Origin of the sequence: Streptomyces sp. NPDC101237 (assembly GCF_044767465.1) — a bacterium.
Taxonomy (GTDB): domain Bacteria; phylum Actinomycetota; class Actinomycetes; order Streptomycetales; family Streptomycetaceae; genus Streptomyces; species Streptomyces gramineus.
In genome coordinates this window covers 57,616-76,196 of record NZ_JBIWNY010000009.1, presented here as the reverse complement: position 1 = coordinate 76,196, position 18,581 = coordinate 57,616, and the positions used below count along the sequence as shown (strand labels likewise).

Genomic DNA, 18,581 nt, shown 5'->3' with positions numbered 1-18,581 from the left:
GTCGTCGTCCGATTCCGCATTGTTGTCAGTGCCGTGGTGCACACTCCTGAACAGGTGGTAATCGCCCGGGGAGGACAACGTGTTCACGGGGATCGACGAGGTCGACTGGGCTTCGCTGCGGCACGCGTACGGCAGCGCGGCGGACGTGCCCGGTCTGCTGCGCGCGCTGGCCTCGCCGGACGCGACCGAACGCGAGGCCGCGCTCGACGGGATGTACGGCTCGGTGCACCACCAGGGAAACGTGTACGACTCGACGCTGGCGTGCGTCCCGTTCCTCTTCGCGCTCGCCGCGCGCCCGGAGGTGCCGGACCGGGGTGCCATCGTCGAACTCCTGGTCAGCATCGGGGCGGAGAGCGCCGGGCCGCCGGCCCGGACCGCGGTGCGCGCGCACGCCGAGGCCTTCGTGCCGCTGGCCGACGATCCGTGTCCCGGGGTGCGGCGGGCGGCCACGACGGCCCTGGTCGGGTTCCTGGACGACCCCCCGCGGGTGCTGGAGCTGCTGCGCCGGCGGATCGCGGTGGAGCGCGACGACAAGGTGCTGCGGACCCTGACCGAGGCCCTCGGCCTGTTCGTGCGGCGCCATCCCGCCGACGCCGCCGGGGCGGTGGAGCTGCTGACCGCGCAGAGCCGGCCGCCGCACTCCCCCGGGGCACGGCTCGCCGCGCTCGGCCAGCTCGCCCTGGCCGCGCCGCGGCGGCTGCCCGGCGACCTGGTGCCGACGGCGGTCCGGCTGCTCCACCAGCGGTCCGCGCGGCGCACCCCCGGTCCGGACCGGGCGGCACCGGACACGCTGGTCGGCCGGATACGGCGGCTGCGGCCGTCGGACGAGGAGGGCGCGTACCTGCTGCGCACCCTCCACCGGGCGCTGGACGACCGGGTGGCCGACCGGATCGCCCTGCTGGTGGGCCAGTTGAGCAGTCCGGACGCGATGGACCGGATCAACGCGGTACGGATGTCGGCCGGGCTGTTCCGGGAGTGGCGGGCCGACCACAGCGCGGCCGTGTCTCTGATCGGCGGCCAACTGGACCGCGAGGAGGATCAGTTGCGTGACGCGGCCGTGTCCGTGCTCGCGGAGCTGTTCGGCCTGGCCGCGCCCGCCGCCGACGACCTGCACGCACTGGTGGTCGCGCGGTCCGACCTGTGGGTGCACAGCTGGGTGCGGGGCAGACCCTCGCTGGGCCCGCCGCTCAAGGCGCTGGCCAGGAGCGGCGATCCGCGTGCGGTCCCGGTCCTGGCGCAGTTGCTGGCGGGCCCGGCGGCTCCGGCCGGTCTCGGCTTCGAGGTCGTCCACCTGGGGCCGGCCGCGACTGCGCTGGCCCCCGCGCTGCGGCGCCGGCTGGGCCGGATACCGCTGGACTCGCCCGAGGCCGCCGAACTCGCCGCTCCCCTGCTGGCGGCGCTCACCGCCCTCAAGGACCCGGCCGCGGTCCCGGAGGTGGTGCGCCTGCTGCGCGGCGCCCCGAACGGCCTCGGCGCGCGGGAGGCGCTCGTCGCACAGGCGGTGCGCACGCTCGACGCCCTGGGCACGGCGGCCCGGACGGCGACACCCCTGCTGCGCGGGCTCCTCGACACCCGGCACGCGGCGCGGGCCGCCGGTGCCCTGTGGTCGGCGGAGGGTGATGCGGACGCCGTACTTCCGCCCCTGTTGAAGGAGTTGACGCACGGCCGCGGCCGCGGCGCGCGGACGGCGGCCGAGCAGTTGGGGCGGCTCGGGGCCGCCGCCCGGGACGCACTGCCCGCGCTGCGCGGCCTGGCCGGATCGGGCCGGGTGTGGGAGCGGACCGCGGCGGCGCAGGCCTGGTGGCGGATCGACGGTGACCCGGAACCGGTGCTGCCGGTGCTGCGGGACGCCTGGTCGGAGAATCCGTTCGCCCGTGGTGCGATCGCCACCTGCCTGACGGAGATGGGCCCGGCGGGCGCACCGCTGCGCGACCTGCTCACCGCCGAACTCGCCGCCCCCCGACGGCACACGGCCCGGCCGGGCGGACACGGCAGCCACGACATCGCCCGCGACGAACGCCTCCTCACCGACTGCCGTACGGCCCTGGACGGTTGGTGACAGCCACGTCCCGGACGGACCCGGCTCAGCCGAACCCGTCGCCGCCCCAGGGCACACCACCCGTTGACATCCGCTTCCTGCACGGTGCGGTCCGGGTCAGCCGATCGTGCGGCCCCATTGCGGCCCGAGCCGTGACCACTCCGCGTCCCAGCGGTCCATCCGCCTCCGTTCCAGCCGGCCGCGCGCCACGAGCCCGGCGACGAACGGGACGGCGGCGGCGCTCAGTCCGACGAGACCGCCGATCAGCACGGACCGCAGACGGGCCTCGGAGGCGGTGGCGGGCCGAGTCACGAGATGCCCGTGGAGGTCCGTCCAGACGGTGACCGGTGTGCCGATGCCGCTGCCCGCGCCGACCCGCGCCTGGCCGGTGTGCGCGGAGCCGTCGGCGACGGTCCAGCCCACCCTGGCCCAGACCCGTTCGCCGCCGGAGGACCCGGACTCGGTCTCCGTCTCGGCTCCGGACCCTCCCGGGGCACGGTCCAGGACGTGCGCCACGACCGGCCGCCACTCCGCGCGCTCACGGGCCAGACCGCCCTCCACCGACCGCGCCGCCGCGAGCCCGCCGGCCACCCCGGCCGCCAGCGTGAACAGCCAGGCGCCGAGCAGCACCCAGGCCTCCAGCGTGTCGCCGCGCCGCTTCAGCGGATTGCGCCGCCAGCGCCACAACCAGACCTTCGGACCACGGAACGCCTTCAAAGGCATCCTCCTCACGCGCGCACGGACAGGCCGGACCGCCCTCCCATACGGGAGAGGCCGCCCCGTTGCTCACGGCGAACCTCCGAGTCGACGGTCGCACGACCGGGCCCGCTCGCGCAGGCGTCTTCCGGAACGGATCCGGACGCCTTCCCCGACCGCCCGGCACCACGGCGGCGGCCCGTTCCCGCGAACCGTCCGAAGGCCACGATTTCTGTCGTAGGAACGGACGGTCCGGTCATCCTCGGTCGTCCCGTGGTCACCGCTTGATCACCGCCCCGTGTACGGCAGTAGGGTGACGCCGTGGCACCACGACCCTTGCATGAAATCGTCGAACCGGGCTGGGCGAAGGCCCTGGAACCCGTGGCCGGACAGATCGCCGCGATGGGCGACTTCCTGCGCACGGAGATCGCCGCGGGACGCACCTACCTCCCGGCCGGGCCGAACGTCCTGCGGGCCTTCCAGCAGCCTTTCGACGACGTCCGCGTCCTGATCGTCGGTCAGGACCCCTATCCCACCCCGGGGCACGCGGTGGGCCTGTCGTTCTCGGTCGCGCCCGACGTGCGCCCGCTGCCGGGCAGCCTGATCAACATCTTCCGGGAGCTGAACACCGACCTCGGCCTCCCCCAGCCGTCCAACGGCGACCTCACCCCCTGGACCCGGCAGGGCGTCCTGCTGCTCAACAGGGCGCTCACGACCGCGCCGCGCAGCCCCGCAGCGCACCGGGGCAAGGGCTGGGAGGAGGTCACCGAGCAGGCGATCCGGGCGCTGGCGGGGCGCGGCAAGCCGCTGGTGTCCGTCCTGTGGGGCCGCGACGCCCGCAACCTCCGCCCGCTGCTCGGCCAGTTGCCCGCGGTGGAGTCCGCGCATCCCTCGCCCATGTCGGCGGACCGCGGCTTCTTCGGCTCCCGCCCGTTCAGCCGGGCCAACGACCTGCTGATCCAGCAGGGCGGTCAGCCGGTGGACTGGCGGCTGGCCTGAACCGGACGGCGGCGGGATCCCGGACACCGACCGCCCCGCCGCCGACCTGCGCCGCAACCGGTCAGGGCACCGCACCGGCCGCTCCTGACCCCTCCCGGGGACGAGGAAGAGCCGCTCTTCGCCGTACACACAAAAAGGGATTGATCCGACCGGGACATGAACTGTCCGACAGGTGACGGGATCACCTCCGAATCATGCGTAACTCATCAGACAAAACCGGACGGATACCGCTCACCTGCACCCTCCCCGAACAGGGGAGCCCAATAAGCCAGTAACATGCGTCGCCATGAGCTCCCCCACTGGGCCCGCGTCCGGCCTGCCAGTACGAATGCCGCGACCTCGCCAGCCCGGGCGGCACCGCCGACCCGAGCCGCTGGTGGCTCCCGAGGACGCGCCCGCGCTCGTCCTCGCGGTGCCGGGTACGCCCAGCACGGCCACGCGCGGCCTCGCCGAGGAGGTCGTGAGCATCGCCCGCTCCGAGCTGCCCGGCCTGGACGCCCGCATCGGTTACCTGGACGGGGACGACGACGAGTTCCCCACCCTGCAGTCCGTGCTCACCCGCGCCGCCGAGGAGCGCACCGCCCGCTACGAGCAGGCCGTCGCCGCCGGTGTCGAGGGCGTCAAGATGCCCGACGGCCCGGTCGCGGTCGTCGTGCCGCTGCTGGCCGGCCCGGACAGCGCGCTGCTGCGCCAGGTCCGCCAGGCCGTCATGGAGAGCCGGATCGCCGCCGACCTGACCGACGTCCTCGGCCCGCACCCGCTGCTCGCCGAGGCGCTGCACGTGCGCCTGTCGGAGGCCGGTCTTGCCCGCGCCGACCGTGCCCGCCTGTTCACGGTGGCGACGGCCGCCGACGGCATCATCCTCGCCTCCGTGGGCGGCGAGGAGGCCGTGCAGGCCGCCGGGATCACCGGCATGCTGCTCGCCGCGCGCCTGGCCGTGCCGGTGATGGCCGCGGCGCTCGACCAGGAGGGTTCCATCTCCTCCATCGCGGAGCAGCTGCGGGCGGCCGGCTCGCAGCAGCTGGCGCTGGCGCCGTACCTGATCGGTCCCGAGATCGACGCGGAACTGCTGGCGGCTGCCGCCGAGGAGGCCGGATGCGCCACCGCCGAGCCGCTGGGCCCGTACCCGGCGATCGGCAAGCTCGCGCTGGCCAAGTACACGACGGCGCTGGGGATCGCTCCGCAGCAGCCGCAGGGCACGCCGGTGCGCTGACGCCCTCATGTGTGTCCGTGACGGGTCCCTTCCCGGAAGGGGCCCGTCGGTCTTTTCCGGGCCCAGGGACCGGTCGATTCCCTCCGGGTGGGGTCCGCACGCCCGTCGCGCGGCGACCGGAGCGGCTCAGTCGAAGACGACGCAGGACGGCGCCGGGATCACCACGGAGCCGTCGTACCGCGGTACGCCCGTCTCCCGGTCGACGGCGAACCAGGTGATGTCCCCGGAGCGTTCGTTGGCCGAGTAGAGGAAACCCCCGGACTCGGTGAGGGCCCTGGGCCAGTGGCCTCCGCACGGGACCGTGGCCGTCAGGCGGAGCTGGTCCCCGTCGACCGCGAACGTGGACAGGACGTCCTCGCCGCGGGTCGCCGTCCACAGGAAGCGGCCGTCGGGCGACACGGCGATGCCGGACGGGTAGGCGTCGCCCGCCGGGGCGCCGGGCAGTACGGGAGTCTCCGCGAGGGGCTTCAGGGCGCCGTTGGCGGCGTCCCAGCGGCAGACGGTGACGGTCGGGGTGAGTTCGTTGACCACGTAGACGTACCGGCCGCCGGGGTGGAACGCGAGGTGGCGGGGGCCGGAGCCGGGGCGCAGCGCGAACTCGCGGTGGACGGCCGGCACGCCGTCCTTGAGGGTGCACACGCGGACCGAGTCGGTGCCGAGGTCGACGCTGACCGCCCAGCGGCCACTGGGGTCCGGCTGGACCTGGTGGGCGTGCGGGCCGCGCTGACGGCGCTCGTGCGGGCCCGAGCCGCTGTGCCGGAGCACTCCGGACACGGTGTGCGCGAGGGTGCCGTCGGGACGGACCGGGACGGCGCTGACGCTGCCCGAGCCGTAGTTGGCGGTCAGGACATGGCCGTCGAAGACACTGAGGTGGGTGGGGCCGCTGGCGTCGACCGGGACGGGCGGTCCGGCGAGCCGGGGCTTGTCGTCGTGCACGTGGTAGGCGGCCACCGCCCCGTCGGCGGTCTCGCTGACCGCGTACAGGGTGCGCCCGCCGGGTGCGAGGGCGAGGTACGACGGGTCGGGCACGCCGCCGACGCTCTCCAGCAGGGCCAGGGCGCCACTGTGCGGATGGACCGCCGCCGTGACGACTCCCGGTCCGCCCGCCGCCGTGAACGACCCGATGAAGGCCCTCCGCCGTCTGCCGCCGTCTGTCACCGGTGTCCCCTCTCGATACGAGCCGGTACGAGTCAGTACGAGCCGGTCCGGGGCCGACGGTAGCAGTTTGCGGTCTAGACCAGGATGTCCGGGGCGGCGCGTGTCAGGCCCCGATCAGGGGCGAGCGGGAGGGGGCGCGCAGCGGTTCGGCGAGTTCGGCCAGCGCCCGCTCCACGCCGTGCAGATGGGCGAGGGCGGGCTCGGTGGGCTGCTCGGCCGGACCGGCGGTGTGCGCGGAGCCCCGGGTCAGCGCCTCCACGGCCGCCTCGACGCGCCAGCAGGCGGCGGCCAGCCGGGCGTCGTGGGAGGCCTCGGGGTCGGCGGCGACCACGACCAGGCCGCGGATCTCCCGGGCGCAGTCGTCGAGCAGGGCCAGGACACGACGGGCACGCCGCTTGCGTCCCGGCATGGGGCTGAGCGGGTGGACGAGCGGGGCGACCGAGAGCCTGACCCGGCCCAGCAACTGCTCCAGTTCGGCGACGCGGGGTGCCGGATCGGCGGTGGCCGACCCGGCGAGCCTGGCGGCGGCCTCGGCCGTGCAGGCGTGGACGCAGCGCAGGGCGCGCTGGATCCAGGCGTCGGTGGTCAGGTGGGTGGTGACCGGCAGCACGAACAGCACGGCGAGTCCGGCGCCGAGGGCGCCCACCGCGGTCTCCGTCAGCCGGAGCACCAGCAGGGAGGGGGTGAGGACGCCGAGGAGGCCGTAGAGCAGCTCGGCGAGCAGGGTCACCGAGAGCATCATCCAGGTGTAGGAGACGGCGGCCGCGTAGAAGATGCCGAACACGGCGACCGCGGTCAGTACCGCGGTGGGCACCGGGGCGCCCTGCACGGGGACGGCGACGAGCAGGCCGAGCGCGATGCCGAGGACGGTCCCGAGGACCCGGCGGAACCCCCGGACCAGGGTCTCGCCGCGCGAGGCGGTGTTGACGAAGATCCACCAGGTGGCGCCGACCGCCCAGTACCAGCGCTGTCCCGACACCGCCTGGCCGACGACGAGCGCGAAACCCGCGCCCGCGGTCGCCTGGACCGCCTGCCGGGTGGTGACCCGGGCCAGGCCGCGGCCGGCGGGCGGGGCCGGTACGGGCGCCGGGGGCAGGTGGCGTTCGTAGCACCACAGGCCGAAGCGGACGACGGCCGCGGCGAGCACCGAGAGCAGCACGGCGGCGTACAGCCGGGGCAGCTGTCCGGGCGTGGCGTGCAGGAACTGGGCCACGAAGTAGGTCATGAAGGCGAACACGCCGAGGCTGTGGCCGCGCGGCCCCCAGCGGCGCGCGTACACGCCGGCGCCGACGACGGCGAGGAAGACCAGGTCCCGTGCGACGGGCACGTCGTGCAGTTCCGCCGCGGCGGCCAGCACGGGGAGGCCCACGACGGGCAGCAGCGCGGTGGTGACGGCCTGCCCGCGCACGGTGGCGTCGGCGACCGTGAACAGGGCGAGCAGCGCGGCGAGACCGCCGGTGACGGCGCCCGCCAAGGGCTGCCCGGCCGCCCCGCAGAGCACGACGGCGAGGCCGATGCCGAGCACGGCCCGCCCGGCGAAACGCAGCCGCACCCGGCCCGGGTCCGGAGCCGTGAACGCCCTCTTCAGCACTGCTTCCCCTCCCATGGACGGCACAGAAATGGCGCCGCGGGATTCCGCAGCGCCATCGACACCCCCATGAGAGCATTGCCGGGGCGACTGGCTCAAGTGTTCCCGAATTCACTGGGCCACTGGCTCAATATCGTTTCGCCCCACTGGCCACCCGGAGCACCATTGGCGCAGCTCGACCGGAATCCTCACTGAGCCATTGGTACAGTCAGCCGCCATGGCCGTGGACGAGCTCGACACCCGCATCCTGCACCTGCTGCTGGAGCAGCCGCGCACCAGCGTGCGCGAGTACGCCCGGATCCTCGGCGTCGCCCGGGGCACCCTCCAGGCCCGCCTGGACCGGCTGGAGCGGGACGGCGTGATCACCGGCGGCGGTCCGTCCCTCTCCCCCGCCGCGCTGGGCCATCCGGTGCTGGCCTTCGTGCACATCGAGGTCACCCAGGGCCACCTCGACGACGTCGGGGACGCGCTGGCCGCCGTGCCGGAGATCGTGGAGGCGTTCTCGATCACGGGCGGCGGCGACCTGCTGACCCGGGTGGTGGCACGGGACAACGCGCACCTGGAGGACGTGATCCAGAAGCTGATCAGCCTGCCGGGCGTGGTGCGCACCCGTACCGAGGTGGCGCTGCGCGAACGCGTCCCCCACCGGCTGCTGCCCCTGGTCGAGTCCATCGGCCGGGCCGCACGCGGGTGACGCCGTCGCGGCCACCCGAAAGCCGTCACGGCCACCCGTACGGAGCAGCGCCGCCAGCCGTTCGCTCCGCCGGTCGTGCGACCCGGGTGGCGGCTGCCTAGCGTGGCGGCATGACCACGACCTGGGCGAAGCCGCGACGACCGGCCTCCGACGACCGGCGGTGGCGGGCGCTCGGGGTGTGTCTGGCGGCCGGCTTCATCTCACTGCTCGACACCTCCATCGTCAACGTGGCACTGCCCTCGATCGAGCACGGGCTCGGCGCGTCGGAGGCCGCCCAGTCCTGGGTGGTCTCGGGCTACTCCCTGACCTTCGGGCTGGCGCTCGTCCCGGCCGGCCGACTCGGTGACATCCGCGGGCGGCGCCAGGCCTTCCTCCTCGGGCTGGCCGTCTTCACGGTGGCGTCGGCGGCCTGCGGGCTCGCCGCGAGCCCCGACTGGCTGGTGGCGTTCCGGCTGATCCAGGGCGCGGCCGCGGGCATGGTCGCCCCGCAGACCACGGGGCTGATCCAGCAGATGTTCCAGGGCGCGGAGCGGGCCAAGGCCTTCGGGCTGCTCGGCAGTGTCATCGGCGTCTCGACGGCCGTGGGCCCGCTGGCGGGCGGTCTGATCATCGACGCGGCCGGTAGCGGAGACGGCTGGCGGTGGGTGTTCTTCGTCAATCTGCCCATCGGGATCGCCGCGTTCGCCACCGGCCTGCGGCTGCTGCCCCGCTTCCCCGGATCGACCGGACGGCGCGAGGAGTTCGACCCCGTCGGAGTGGTGCTCCTCGGTTCCGGCGTGCTCGCGCTGATGCTGCCGCTGGTGCAGGAGCAGCAGTGGAACGGACGGCTGAAGTGGTCGCTGCTGCCGGTCGGCGCGCTGCTGCTGGGCCTCTTCTGGGTCTGGGAACGCCGGATGGGACGGCTCGGACGGGCGCCCCTGGTCGACCTGGAACTGTTCTCGCTGCGGTCCTTCACCCGCGGCGCGCTGATCAGCCTGAGCTACTTCGCGGGCTTCACCACGGTCTTCTTCGTCCTCGCCCTGTTCCTGCAGAACGCGGCCGGTTACAGCGCCCTGGCCTCGGGCCTGTCGGTGATGCCGTTCGCCGTCTCCTCGGCGGTCGGGGCCGCCCTCGGCGGCCGGCTGGTGGTGCGCCACGGGCGCAAGATCGTCGTCATCGGTCTCGGCGGGGTGGCGGTGGGGCTGCTCGGGATCGCCGCCGTGGCGTGGCTGGTACCGCTGGAGGACCTGGGGTGGGCGGCCGCGGTGCCGATGATCATCGGCGGGATCGGCTCCGGTGTCACGGTCTCCCCCAACACGACGCTCACGCTCACCCTCGTCCCGGTGAAGCGGGCCGGTGCGGCCGGCGGCGTCCTGCAGACCGGCCAGCGCGTCGGCTCGGCGGCCGGGATCGCCGTGGTGGGCGCGGTGTACTTCGCCCACCTGGCGAACGGCGGCCCGGCCGTCGAGGCTCTTCAGCTGGGTCTGCTCACGTCCGTCGGTTTCATCCTGGTGGCGCTGTGCCTGGCGGTCGCCGACCTGCGCGAACGCTCGCACACACCGCACGACGACTGAACCGCTCGGGCCGGTGCCCATCAAGGCGGGGTGCGCGCGTCACCGCGGACCGCGGCACCGGCGGTGGCCAGGGGAAACGGCCGCGCGCGGGCTGAGCGAGGGCTCCGTCCGCGGTCGGCGGCGGGAACATCCGGTCCGGGTCGCGGCGGGAGCGGACGCGGATCAGGACCGGCGGCGCGGCTTTCCGCGCTTCGCGGGCTTGGCGGACTGGGTGCGCCTGCCCCCGCCGGCTCCGGCCCGGCCCTGGGAGCCGCGGCCCGCCGCGGTCGCCTTCTGCGGGCGTTTCGGCTGGGTCCGCGCGGCCGGGGATCCCTGCGGCGCCTGGTCGGACTGGCGGCCGCGCGTGCTGTTGACCGTGCGGCCGCGGACGATGCCGATGAAGTCCTCCACCAGGTCGGTGGTGGCCTCCTCCGGCCAGGACAGCGCGACGGCCGACCGAGGCGCGTCGGTGAGCGGCCGGTAGGTGAGGTCCCGGCGGTGGTACAGCCGGGCCAGCGACTGCGGGACGGCCAGCAGTCCGATGCCGGCGGCGACCAGTTCGACGGCGTCCTCGGTGGTCGCCGGACGCTCGAAGGCGGGCTCGCCGGGCGGCGCGTCCCAGTCCAGGACGTCGTCCAGGGGGTGCAGGAGGACCTCGTCGGCGAGGTCGGCGACGGTGACCTCGTCGGCCGCCGTGAACACGTGGTCCTTGGGGACGACGACCACCGTGGCCTCGGTGTAGAGGGGGATCGCGCTGAAGAACGCGCGGTCCACCGGGAGCCGTACGAGACCGGCGTCCGCGTCGCCCGCGCGCAGCATTCCGGCCGCCTCGGCGGCCGTGACCTGATGGAGGGCGAGGGGGACGCCTGGCAGCCGCTCGTGCCAGATCCGTACCCACTTGGCGGGCGTCACGCCGGGGACGTACGCGAGCCGGAACGACGGTGTTTCCTCCGAGCCTGTCACCCGGCCAGGTTAACCGCCCGGGGGCGGCGGCCCCGCATCGGCCGTGGTCGGCGTATCCGCACCCGGCCGATACCCTTGGGCTCATGAGTTCGCACCAGACCACCCAGACGATGAAGCCCGCGACCGCGGCGAAGAAGCTGGGTGTGTACCTGCCCGCCACGCCCGCCGCCTTCCAGGAGGGTGTCGTCTCGCGCGCCGAGCTGACCGCGCTGCAGAACGACCCGCCCGAGTGGCTGCGCGAGCTGCGGGCCAAGGGGCCGCACCCGCGTCCGGTGGTCGCGGAGCGGCTCGGCGTGTCGATCGCGGGCCTGGCGCGCGGCGGAGTGACCGAACCGCTCACCACCGACCAGATCGAGGAGCTCAGGCGCGAGCTGCCCGAGTGGCTGGAGAAGGAGCGCGCCACCCAGGCGGAGGTCCGCAAGGAGGGCGCGCGCCTGAAGAACCTCAAGCGGGAGAAGGAGGCGGGGCAGGGCTGAGACCCCGCCCGCGTCCCGTTCGTACGGCCCCGGTCCAGGCGCGTCCGCGCACGGACCGGGGCCGTTCGCATGTCCCGTCTTCCGGGTCCGCACCGGCCCGCTCACCTGCGCAGGGACGCCCTTTTCCACCGCCGCCGCGGTCTCGGCCGGGCGTTGTCAGTGGTCTCGCCTACAGTCGCCAGCACTTGATCACTGCGGTGCGGGGAGGCACGCATGGGGTGGGTGACGGCCGGGGACTACGAAGTGGCCCTGGACGACGGGAAAGTGGTCTGCCGCAACGCGGCGGGACGGCGGCTGAAGTCCGTGCCGGCGAAGCTCGCGGACGATCCGGCGGTCACGGGACTGCGGCAGCTGGCCGAGTGGCTGGAGCGGCACGAACGGCAGTGCCTGGCCGACGTGGAGCGGTGGCTGACCCGTTCCCTGGCGGTACCGCTGCGGGTCCTCACCCGCGTCTGGCCCGACCCGGCCTGGCAGGCGGCGCTGCGCGACCTGGTGGTCACCGGCGCCGACGGTGAGGTCGCCGGGTTCCTGCGGGACGCCGACGCCGAGCGCGGACTCGGTCTGGTGGATCTCGACGGCGACACCGTGCGCATCGCTCCCGCCCTGGTCCGGCTGCCGCACCCGGTGCTCCTCGAAGACCTCGCGGAGCTGCGGGAGTTCGCCGTCGAGCTGGGCGTCGAGCAGAAGGCCTCGCAGCTCTTCCGCGAGGTCTGGCACCGCCCGGCGGGCCTGGACGCGGACGCCGTCCAGGTCGAGGAGTACGCGGGCGGCACGTTCAAGGAGCTGCGCTTCCTGCACGGCAGGGCCACGCAGCTGGGCTACCGGGTCCGCGGCGGCCACGCGGTGTGCTCCGTGCTGGAGGAGGGCCGGGGCATCGAGGCCCGGGTCTGGGTCGGCGACTTCGACGGCTACAGCGAGACCGAGACCGGCCCGCTCGTGTGGACCGACCCGGCGGGCCGGGCGCTGAAGCTGGGTCAGGTCGGCCCGGTCGCCTGGTCGGAGGGCATGCGGATGGCGGCGGCGCTGTACGCCGGGCGGGACATCGAGGACGAGGAGCGGGCGGCATGACCACGTACGACGACACCACGACGGCCGCGCTGCTGGACGCCGGAGCGATCCTGCCGTCGGGCACGACCCGGCGCGAGGACGCCGACGTCCTGACCGCCCGCACCTACACCCATCCCGCCCTGGACGACCGCCCGGTGGTCCGGTTGGTGCCCGGCACCCTCGGCGAGGCCGAGGACCTGGCCCTGGAGTTCCTCGGGCTCACCCGGGAGCCGGAGGCGCCCGAGGTCGGCCAGGTGCGCCGGGAGACCCTGGGCTTCCCGGCCTGGGCGCTGGTCCACGACCCGGCCAACGGCCACCACGCCCTCGCCCTGGTCAAGGACGTCGAGCGGCTGGCCCGGCAGGCCAAGTCCAGGCCGGGCACCGCGAAGGAGGGCTTCGAGGCGCTCGGCGAGCGGCTGGGCCGGGCCGTTCCGCACTTCCTGCCGACCTTCTACGAGCAGGCCGCGCGGGTCTTTTTGCGGTACGAGAACGCCACCTACGCGGCGGCCTTCTTCGGCAAGGCCCGCGAGGCGGAGCGGGTGCACGCGCTGGCCGTGGACGAGGAGCGGCAGCGTGCGGTGTTCCTGGAGTTCGCCTTCGCCGGAGCGCTCACGGTCAAGGCGCTCAAGGAGTACGTGAAGGACCTCGCCCGGCGGCTCGAACCGGCTGACGCCTGGGCACAGTTCCGGCAGCTGACGGTGGAGCGCTGCGCGGCCGGCATGCCGCCCTACGCCTCGCTGCCGCAGGACGCGCGCGGGCTGATCAAGGCGGCGGGTCTGGGCCGGGTCACCGAGGAGTGCGCGCTGGTCGCGGAGCTGATCGCGTCCCCGGCCGCCGTACGGGCACCGGCCTCGTTCTGGAACGCGTACCGGGGGGTGCTGCCGGTCCTGGCCGCGTCCCGGCCCGAGATCCGGGTGCGGCTGCTGGAGATCATGCCGGCCGGGCTGGGCCGCCAGGTGGCGGACGACGAGTTCTGGCTGGCGCTGCTGGCCGAGTGCGGCGCGGACCCGCTGCTCACCGACGAGGCGGGCGCGGAGGTGGACGCGGCGGACTGGCTGAGCCGGTGGGCCCAGCACCGCAAGCACGGATCGGCGTACTCGCACCGCTCCCCCGCCACGCTGGCGCTGGTCGAGCGGATGGCGCCCCGGCTGCGGGCGTCCGGGCGGCCCGTGGACCTGTTCACCGGACGCTGGCAGGCCGGAGCCGACCTGGATCTCCTGGACCTGTGCGTGGCGGAGGGCATCGCGCTGACCGCTCCCGAGGTGGACGCGGACATCCGGCTGCCGCTGAGCGACTGGCTGCGCGACGAGCGGCCGGGGCAGCGGGACCTGAAAGCACTGGCCGCCGAATCCCGTTACCGGGACATGCTGTGCGAGGCCGTCGAAGGGCTCGGACGGGGACGCGGGTCCTCGGACCTCCCCCGGGTCGCCGCCCATCCGGTCCTCGGCGACGTGCTGCGCGAGTGGCTGCGGGAGGCGACCACGGAGTTCGCCGCCACGACCGGACTGCCCGGCGCCGGCACGAAGCTGGAGCGGCTGCGCCCCTTCCGGACGGTGGTGCAGGAGAGCGCGCCCGCGGTCCGGCGGCTCGCCTCGTACGACGTGGTGCCGGTCCTCGGCCGCACCCTCCGCGCCGGGATCCTCGACGAACTGGGCTGGCCCGCGCTGGAGGAGGCGCTGGCACTGCTCGACTCCGAGGTGCGCAAGGACCGCGACGACACGCTGTCGGTGACCGAGGCCTGGCCCGCGCTGATCCTGGCCCGCGGTCACAAGGCGGTCGTCGTCGGCCCCGAAGGGGTGCTGCTCACGCACGACCTGCGGCTGCCGGCCGACCTGGACCGCTGGCAGCGCCCCCGGTTCCGGTACTCCGACGGCGAGCTGCTGGTGCTGTGGCGCGACGGCTCCAAGCAGCGGGGCTACTGGTCGAACCGTCCCTCCGAGGTGTTCCCGCTCGGCGGCGAGCAGGTGCCCGGCTGGTGGTCCGGCATGGACGCGGACAACGCCTCCGTCCCGCTGCCCGGTGGCGGCCGAGCCACCGGCGGCCGCACCCTGCACGCCGGTGACACGGTCCTGCCGCCGAGCCGGCCGGTGCTGGGCGACGGCACCACCTACTGGCGCCAGGGCCGGCAGGGACGGCAGTCGGTGTGGCTGGAGTACGACCCGGTGACCGGTGAGCACGGCCGGGCCTCGCTGCCGGCGCTGCTGGCGTCGGCCGTCCGTGAGGACGCCTCGCTGCTGCACGGCTCGTGCGAGGTGCTGCCGTTGCAACCCGGCCTGGAGGACAGCCCGTTCGGCACCGACGGCACGGTTGTGGGCCGCTGGGTGCGCACCGAGGGCGAGGGCGCCGAGGCCCGGACCGTCGCCGGGACACCGGACGGGCGGACGGTGACGCTGCGGGCGGCCCGCAACGGCCGGGTCCCGGGGGTGCCGCTGGGCGCGCTGCGCCTGCCGGGCGGGGCGGAGCCGATCGCCGCGCAGACCTACCGGAGCGTCGCCCTGCACGCGAGCGACGGCACCGAGCTCGGGCGGACGTCCTTGGGCGAGTCCGGCGGGATGTACGCGGCCGGCACCCGGCTGGTGCCGCCGGTCGCGTTCTGGCACGCGCTGCGCCCCCGCGACGAACGCGGCTCCGGTGAGCTGCGGGCCCTGACCGACGAGGCGGCCGGTGAGCTGCTGAGGGCCACGGCGACGGCGCTGGAGGAACGGCGGCAGGCGCTGGCCGGGGCCGGACAGGACGAGCGGGCGAGGTCCGCGGTGCCGTCCGCCGAAGAGGTCACCGAGGCCGCGGTGGCGCGGTCGCTGCCCGCACTGGCCGACCGGCGGTTGCTGACCGGTGTGGCCGCGCTGGTCCGGGCGGCGCTGCGGGTCGCCGAGTCGGCCGCGTCCCTGGCCGCTCCCCCGCAGGAACGGCCGCGGCAGCCCCGGCGGCGGACGGAGGGGATGTTCGCCGACTACGCACCGGAACACGGCGGGGACCGGTCCCTGCACGACGCCGTCGCCGGGATCGTGACGCTGCACAACTCGTGGCAGAACGGCTGGGCCGCACTGCGCCAGATCCGCTCGGTGAACCACGTGCTGTCCGGCAAACCCGCCGACGGCAGGCCGCTGCCGGGCTCCGAGCGGCTCGCCGTCGGCGACGGCTGGCTGAGCGACGAGCACACCGTGCCCGGCATCGGTGCGATCTGGCCGGCCGTCCTCGGCGTCCTGCGCCCGCTCGCCTACCGCGCCGCCTCACCGGCCTTCTCCGACGTGCAGCGGGAGCCGCTGCTGCTGCTGTTCGACGCGCTGGCCGAGGGGCCGCTCCCCGGCCTCGGGAACACGCTGCGCGAGGTGGTGCTGAGCGAACCGCACGACAAGCAGCAGCGGGCGGGACAGGTGCTGCGCCGGGACGGCCGCACGGTCGTGGTCCTCGGCTGCCAGAGCGTGGACACCCGGCAGGGCGAGGTCGAGTGGCTGGCCTTGGACCACGATCCGTCCGGCGCGTTCGGCGCCGTGGGGCACTTCACGCTGGTCCGGGAGACCAGGCACACCACCGGCATCCCGGCGGACCGGCTCGCGGACCTGACCCGGCTGGTCCGGGAGCGGGGCGCCGCACCCTGGCGGGCCGGGGCTGCCGAGGAGCTGGTGTCCGCGACTCACGGCGGGCTCGGCCCGCTCCAGGCCACCGTCCTGCTGGCCGGACATCCGCAGGCGCCCGAGGCCGACGGCCTCGCCACCATGGGGCTGAAACCCCGTCAGCGCGGCTTCGGCGCCGAGCTGCTGAACTCCCTCGATCCGCACGAACAGCGGGCGCTGCTCGGCGCGCTGCTGCCGGACGACCCGGCCACCCTGTGGAGCGCGGGCCCCGACACGGCGGCCGCGGCCCGGTACTGGGCCGAGCGGCTCGCCACCCTGGTGCGCCTCCCGGAGGACCTCAGCACCGATCTCGCCGGCATGGATGTCGCGCACGCGGAGGCCGTGCTCAACCCCGGGCGGACCCCCTGGCTCGCCCGGACCACGGAGTTCCGGCCCGACAAGGACGGCGCCCCGACACCCGTCGACCCCTCGGCGGTGCCCAGTTCGTACGTGCTGGCCGGTGCGGTGGGCAGCCTGGCGGCGCTCGCGTACCTGCTGCCGTACGGACATCCGCTGCGGGCCGGACTGGCGGACGGGCACACCGCGCTGCGCCGCCGCCTGTCCGACCCCGGACTGCTGCTCGACCTGGGCCTGGACTGGACGGAGAAGGGCGGCCCGACCTCCGTCCAGCTGCGCAAGGTCTTCGGTCTGCCCGAGTCCGGCGGCGCCGGCGCCGACGGACTGACCCTCGTCGGCGACGCGCTGGCGCTGCGGCCCTGGTACGGGGAGACGGAGCACGTCATGGTCCGGCCCGCCGCGCTCGGCGGAGCGGACGACCCGGTCCTCGGACTGCTGGAGGGCCTGGCCGGTGAAGGACGTAGGGCCGGGCTGCACGCGGTGCGGACGATCCTCGGCGACGACCTCGCCCGCGCCCTCGCGGCGGAGGGGCCCGCGGGGCACGCCCAGGACCCCACGGTCAGCGTGCCCGCGCTGGTCGCGGAGGCCGCCGCGGCCCACGGTCTCGGCGAGGACGCCGCGACGCTCTACCTCCAGCTGCTGGCGCTGCCCGACCCCACCGACCGCAACTGCGCGCGCTGGACCGGCTGGAAGCCCGCCCGGGCGAAGAAGGCGCGCGCCGAACTGGCCGCGAGCGGCCTGGTCGTCGAGGCCAAGCGCCCACGGGCCGGCCGCACCCTGTTCCTGCCCGGCGGCTGGCGCGACCTCAGCGCCCCGGCGCTCCCTCTGGAGACCTGGAAGGAAGCCCTCTACCCGGTCTCCGACGGTGACCGCACCCTGCCGCTGGTCCCGGTGCCCGAGCTGTTCGCCCGCGCCTGGGAGCGCGTGCGGGCCGGTGACGCGCCCGCCTACGAACAGCTGACCACCCGGGCCACCCGCGCGGGCCGCCGCCGATGACCAAGCTCCGTACCACCGTGAAGGACGACCGCCGATGACCGCCGCCACCGCTCCGACCGCTCCACCCCGCCAGATCGTGCCGCCCGAGGACCGGTACGCCACCGAACTGGCCTTCCTCGCCGCCTACGACGCCGGGCCGCGGCCGCCCGCCTGGCGGCTCACGCCCCGGGCCGTCGTCACCTTCGTCATGGGCAGCGGCGGGCAGGCGCTGCGGCTGCCCGACGACGCCGGGGTACCGGCGGGCGTGCCACGCCGGCTGGCCATCGCGGGCAAGTTCGTCGGCGACCGGGCCCTGGTCGAACGCTGCGTGGTGACGCTCGCCGGTGAGCGGGGTCTGCTGCTGGTCGGCGAGCCCGGTACCGCCAAGTCGATGCTCTCCGAACTGCTGTCGGCCGCGGTGTGCGGCACCAGCGGGCTGGTCGTGCAGGGCACGGCGGGCACCACCGAGGACCAGCTCAAGTACGGGTGGAACTACGCCCTGCTGCTCGCCCAGGGACCCAGCCGGCAGGCCTTGGTCCCCTCGCCGGTGCTCACCGCGATGTCCCGGGGCGCCGTCGCGCGGGTGGAGGAGGTGACCCGCTGCCTGCCGGAGGTCCAGGACTCCCTGGTGTCGCTGCTGTCCGAGCGGCGCATCGCGGTGCCCGAACTGGCGGGCACGGACGACGCTCTGGCGCACGCCGCGCCCGGTTTCACCCTCATCGCCACGGCCAACCTGCGGGATCGGGGCGTCTCGGAGATGTCGGCCGCGCTCAAGCGCCGCTTCAACTTCGAGACCGTGGGGCCGATCCCGGACCTGGACGCGGAGACCGCGCTGGTGCGCGGCCAGGCCCGGGCGTCCGTGGAGCGGGCCGGGGCGCCCTTCGAGGTCGACGACGCGGTGCTGGAGGCGCTGGTCACCGCGTTCCGGGATCTGCGGGAGGGCCGGTCCGCGGAAGGCTGGGAGGTGGAGCGGCCGTCCACGGTGATGAGCACGGCCGAGGCCGTGTCGGTGGCGGGCGCGCTGGCCCTGGCGGCGGCCTACTTCCCCGGGGACCGCGACGTCCTCGGCCTGCTCCCGGGACACCTCCTGGGGGTGGTGCGCAAGGACGATCCCGCCGACGCGGCCCGGCTGCGCGGTTACTGGGACGGTCCGGTGCGACGGCGCGCCGAACAGGGCTCGGCGACCTGGCGCACGCTGTGGGACCTGCGCACGGTCCTGGAGGCATGACGC

At 75.0% G+C, this 18,581-nt stretch carries 13 protein-coding genes; 9 read left to right on the top strand and 4 right to left on the bottom strand.

The window, feature by feature from the left end; translation table 11 throughout:
• Positions 1 to 79: 79 nt before the first annotated feature.
• A complete protein-coding gene (locus tag ACIRQ9_RS16170; protein WP_404172666.1) occupies positions 80 to 2,059 on the top strand; it encodes a HEAT repeat domain-containing protein in 1,980 nt (659 codons plus the stop codon).
• A gap of 96 nt (positions 2,060 to 2,155) precedes the next feature.
• Here the strand turns inward: ACIRQ9_RS16170 and ACIRQ9_RS16165 are convergent, their stop codons facing one another.
• Positions 2,156 to 2,761, bottom strand: coding sequence for a hypothetical protein (locus tag ACIRQ9_RS16165; RefSeq protein WP_404172663.1), 606 nt, complete (start codon positions 2,759 to 2,761; stop codon positions 2,156 to 2,158).
• 294 nt (positions 2,762 to 3,055) lie between these two features.
• Between ACIRQ9_RS16165 and ACIRQ9_RS16160 the strand changes: the two genes are divergently transcribed.
• Both ACIRQ9_RS16160 and ACIRQ9_RS16155 read left to right on the top strand, forming a co-directional pair.
• A complete protein-coding gene (locus ACIRQ9_RS16160) occupies positions 3,056 to 3,733 on the top strand; it encodes a uracil-DNA glycosylase (RefSeq protein WP_404172660.1) in 678 nt (225 codons plus the stop codon).
• A gap of 286 nt (positions 3,734 to 4,019) precedes the next feature.
• Positions 4,020 to 4,946, top strand: coding sequence for a sirohydrochlorin chelatase (locus tag ACIRQ9_RS16155; RefSeq protein ID WP_404172657.1), 927 nt, complete (start codon positions 4,020 to 4,022; stop codon positions 4,944 to 4,946).
• Between the two features lie 126 nt (positions 4,947 to 5,072).
• Here ACIRQ9_RS16155 and ACIRQ9_RS16150 read toward each other — a convergent pair whose 3' ends face one another.
• Entirely contained in the window at positions 5,073 to 6,104 is a 1,032-nt protein-coding gene (locus tag ACIRQ9_RS16150; protein WP_404172654.1) for a lactonase family protein, read from the bottom strand.
• A gap of 103 nt (positions 6,105 to 6,207) precedes the next feature.
• On the bottom strand, positions 6,208 to 7,695 hold the full coding sequence (locus ACIRQ9_RS16145) for an FUSC family protein (protein ID WP_404173191.1): 1,488 nt from the start codon (positions 7,693 to 7,695) through the stop codon (positions 6,208 to 6,210).
• Between the two features lie 214 nt (positions 7,696 to 7,909).
• Here ACIRQ9_RS16145 and ACIRQ9_RS16140 point away from each other — a divergent pair, with 214 nt between their 5' ends.
• Both ACIRQ9_RS16140 and ACIRQ9_RS16135 read left to right on the top strand, forming a co-directional pair.
• The gene (locus ACIRQ9_RS16140) at positions 7,910 to 8,386 is read left to right on the top strand and encodes an Lrp/AsnC family transcriptional regulator (protein ID WP_351322459.1); all 477 of its coding nucleotides are present in this window, start codon (positions 7,910 to 7,912) and stop codon (positions 8,384 to 8,386) included.
• A gap of 110 nt (positions 8,387 to 8,496) precedes the next feature.
• The gene (locus ACIRQ9_RS16135; RefSeq protein WP_404172651.1) at positions 8,497 to 9,939 is read left to right on the top strand and encodes an MFS transporter; all 1,443 of its coding nucleotides are present in this window, start codon (positions 8,497 to 8,499) and stop codon (positions 9,937 to 9,939) included.
• Positions 9,940 to 10,101: 162 nt separating this feature from the next.
• Here the strand turns inward: ACIRQ9_RS16135 and ACIRQ9_RS16130 are convergent, their stop codons facing one another.
• On the bottom strand, positions 10,102 to 10,881 hold the full coding sequence (locus ACIRQ9_RS16130; protein WP_404172648.1) for a LysR family substrate-binding domain-containing protein: 780 nt from the start codon (positions 10,879 to 10,881) through the stop codon (positions 10,102 to 10,104).
• Between the two features lie 83 nt (positions 10,882 to 10,964).
• Between ACIRQ9_RS16130 and ACIRQ9_RS16125 the strand changes: the two genes are divergently transcribed.
• The 4 genes from ACIRQ9_RS16125 (at position 10,965) to ACIRQ9_RS16110 (ending at position 18,578) form a co-directional block, all read left to right on the top strand.
• On the top strand, positions 10,965 to 11,357 hold the full coding sequence (locus ACIRQ9_RS16125; RefSeq protein WP_404172645.1) for a DUF5997 family protein: 393 nt from the start codon (positions 10,965 to 10,967) through the stop codon (positions 11,355 to 11,357).
• Between the two features lie 213 nt (positions 11,358 to 11,570).
• Complete coding sequence (locus tag ACIRQ9_RS16120; RefSeq protein ID WP_404172642.1) at positions 11,571 to 12,425, top strand: DUF4132 domain-containing protein; 855 nt, start codon at positions 11,571 to 11,573, stop codon at positions 12,423 to 12,425.
• Entirely contained in the window at positions 12,422 to 17,371 is a 4,950-nt protein-coding gene (locus tag ACIRQ9_RS16115; protein WP_404172639.1) for a hypothetical protein, read from the top strand. The genes ACIRQ9_RS16120 and ACIRQ9_RS16115 overlap by 4 nt, the downstream gene beginning before the upstream one ends.
• Positions 17,372 to 17,405: 34 nt before the next feature.
• A complete protein-coding gene (locus tag ACIRQ9_RS16110) occupies positions 17,406 to 18,578 on the top strand; it encodes an AAA family ATPase (protein ID WP_404172636.1) in 1,173 nt (390 codons plus the stop codon).
• Positions 18,579 to 18,581 lie beyond the last annotated feature (3 nt).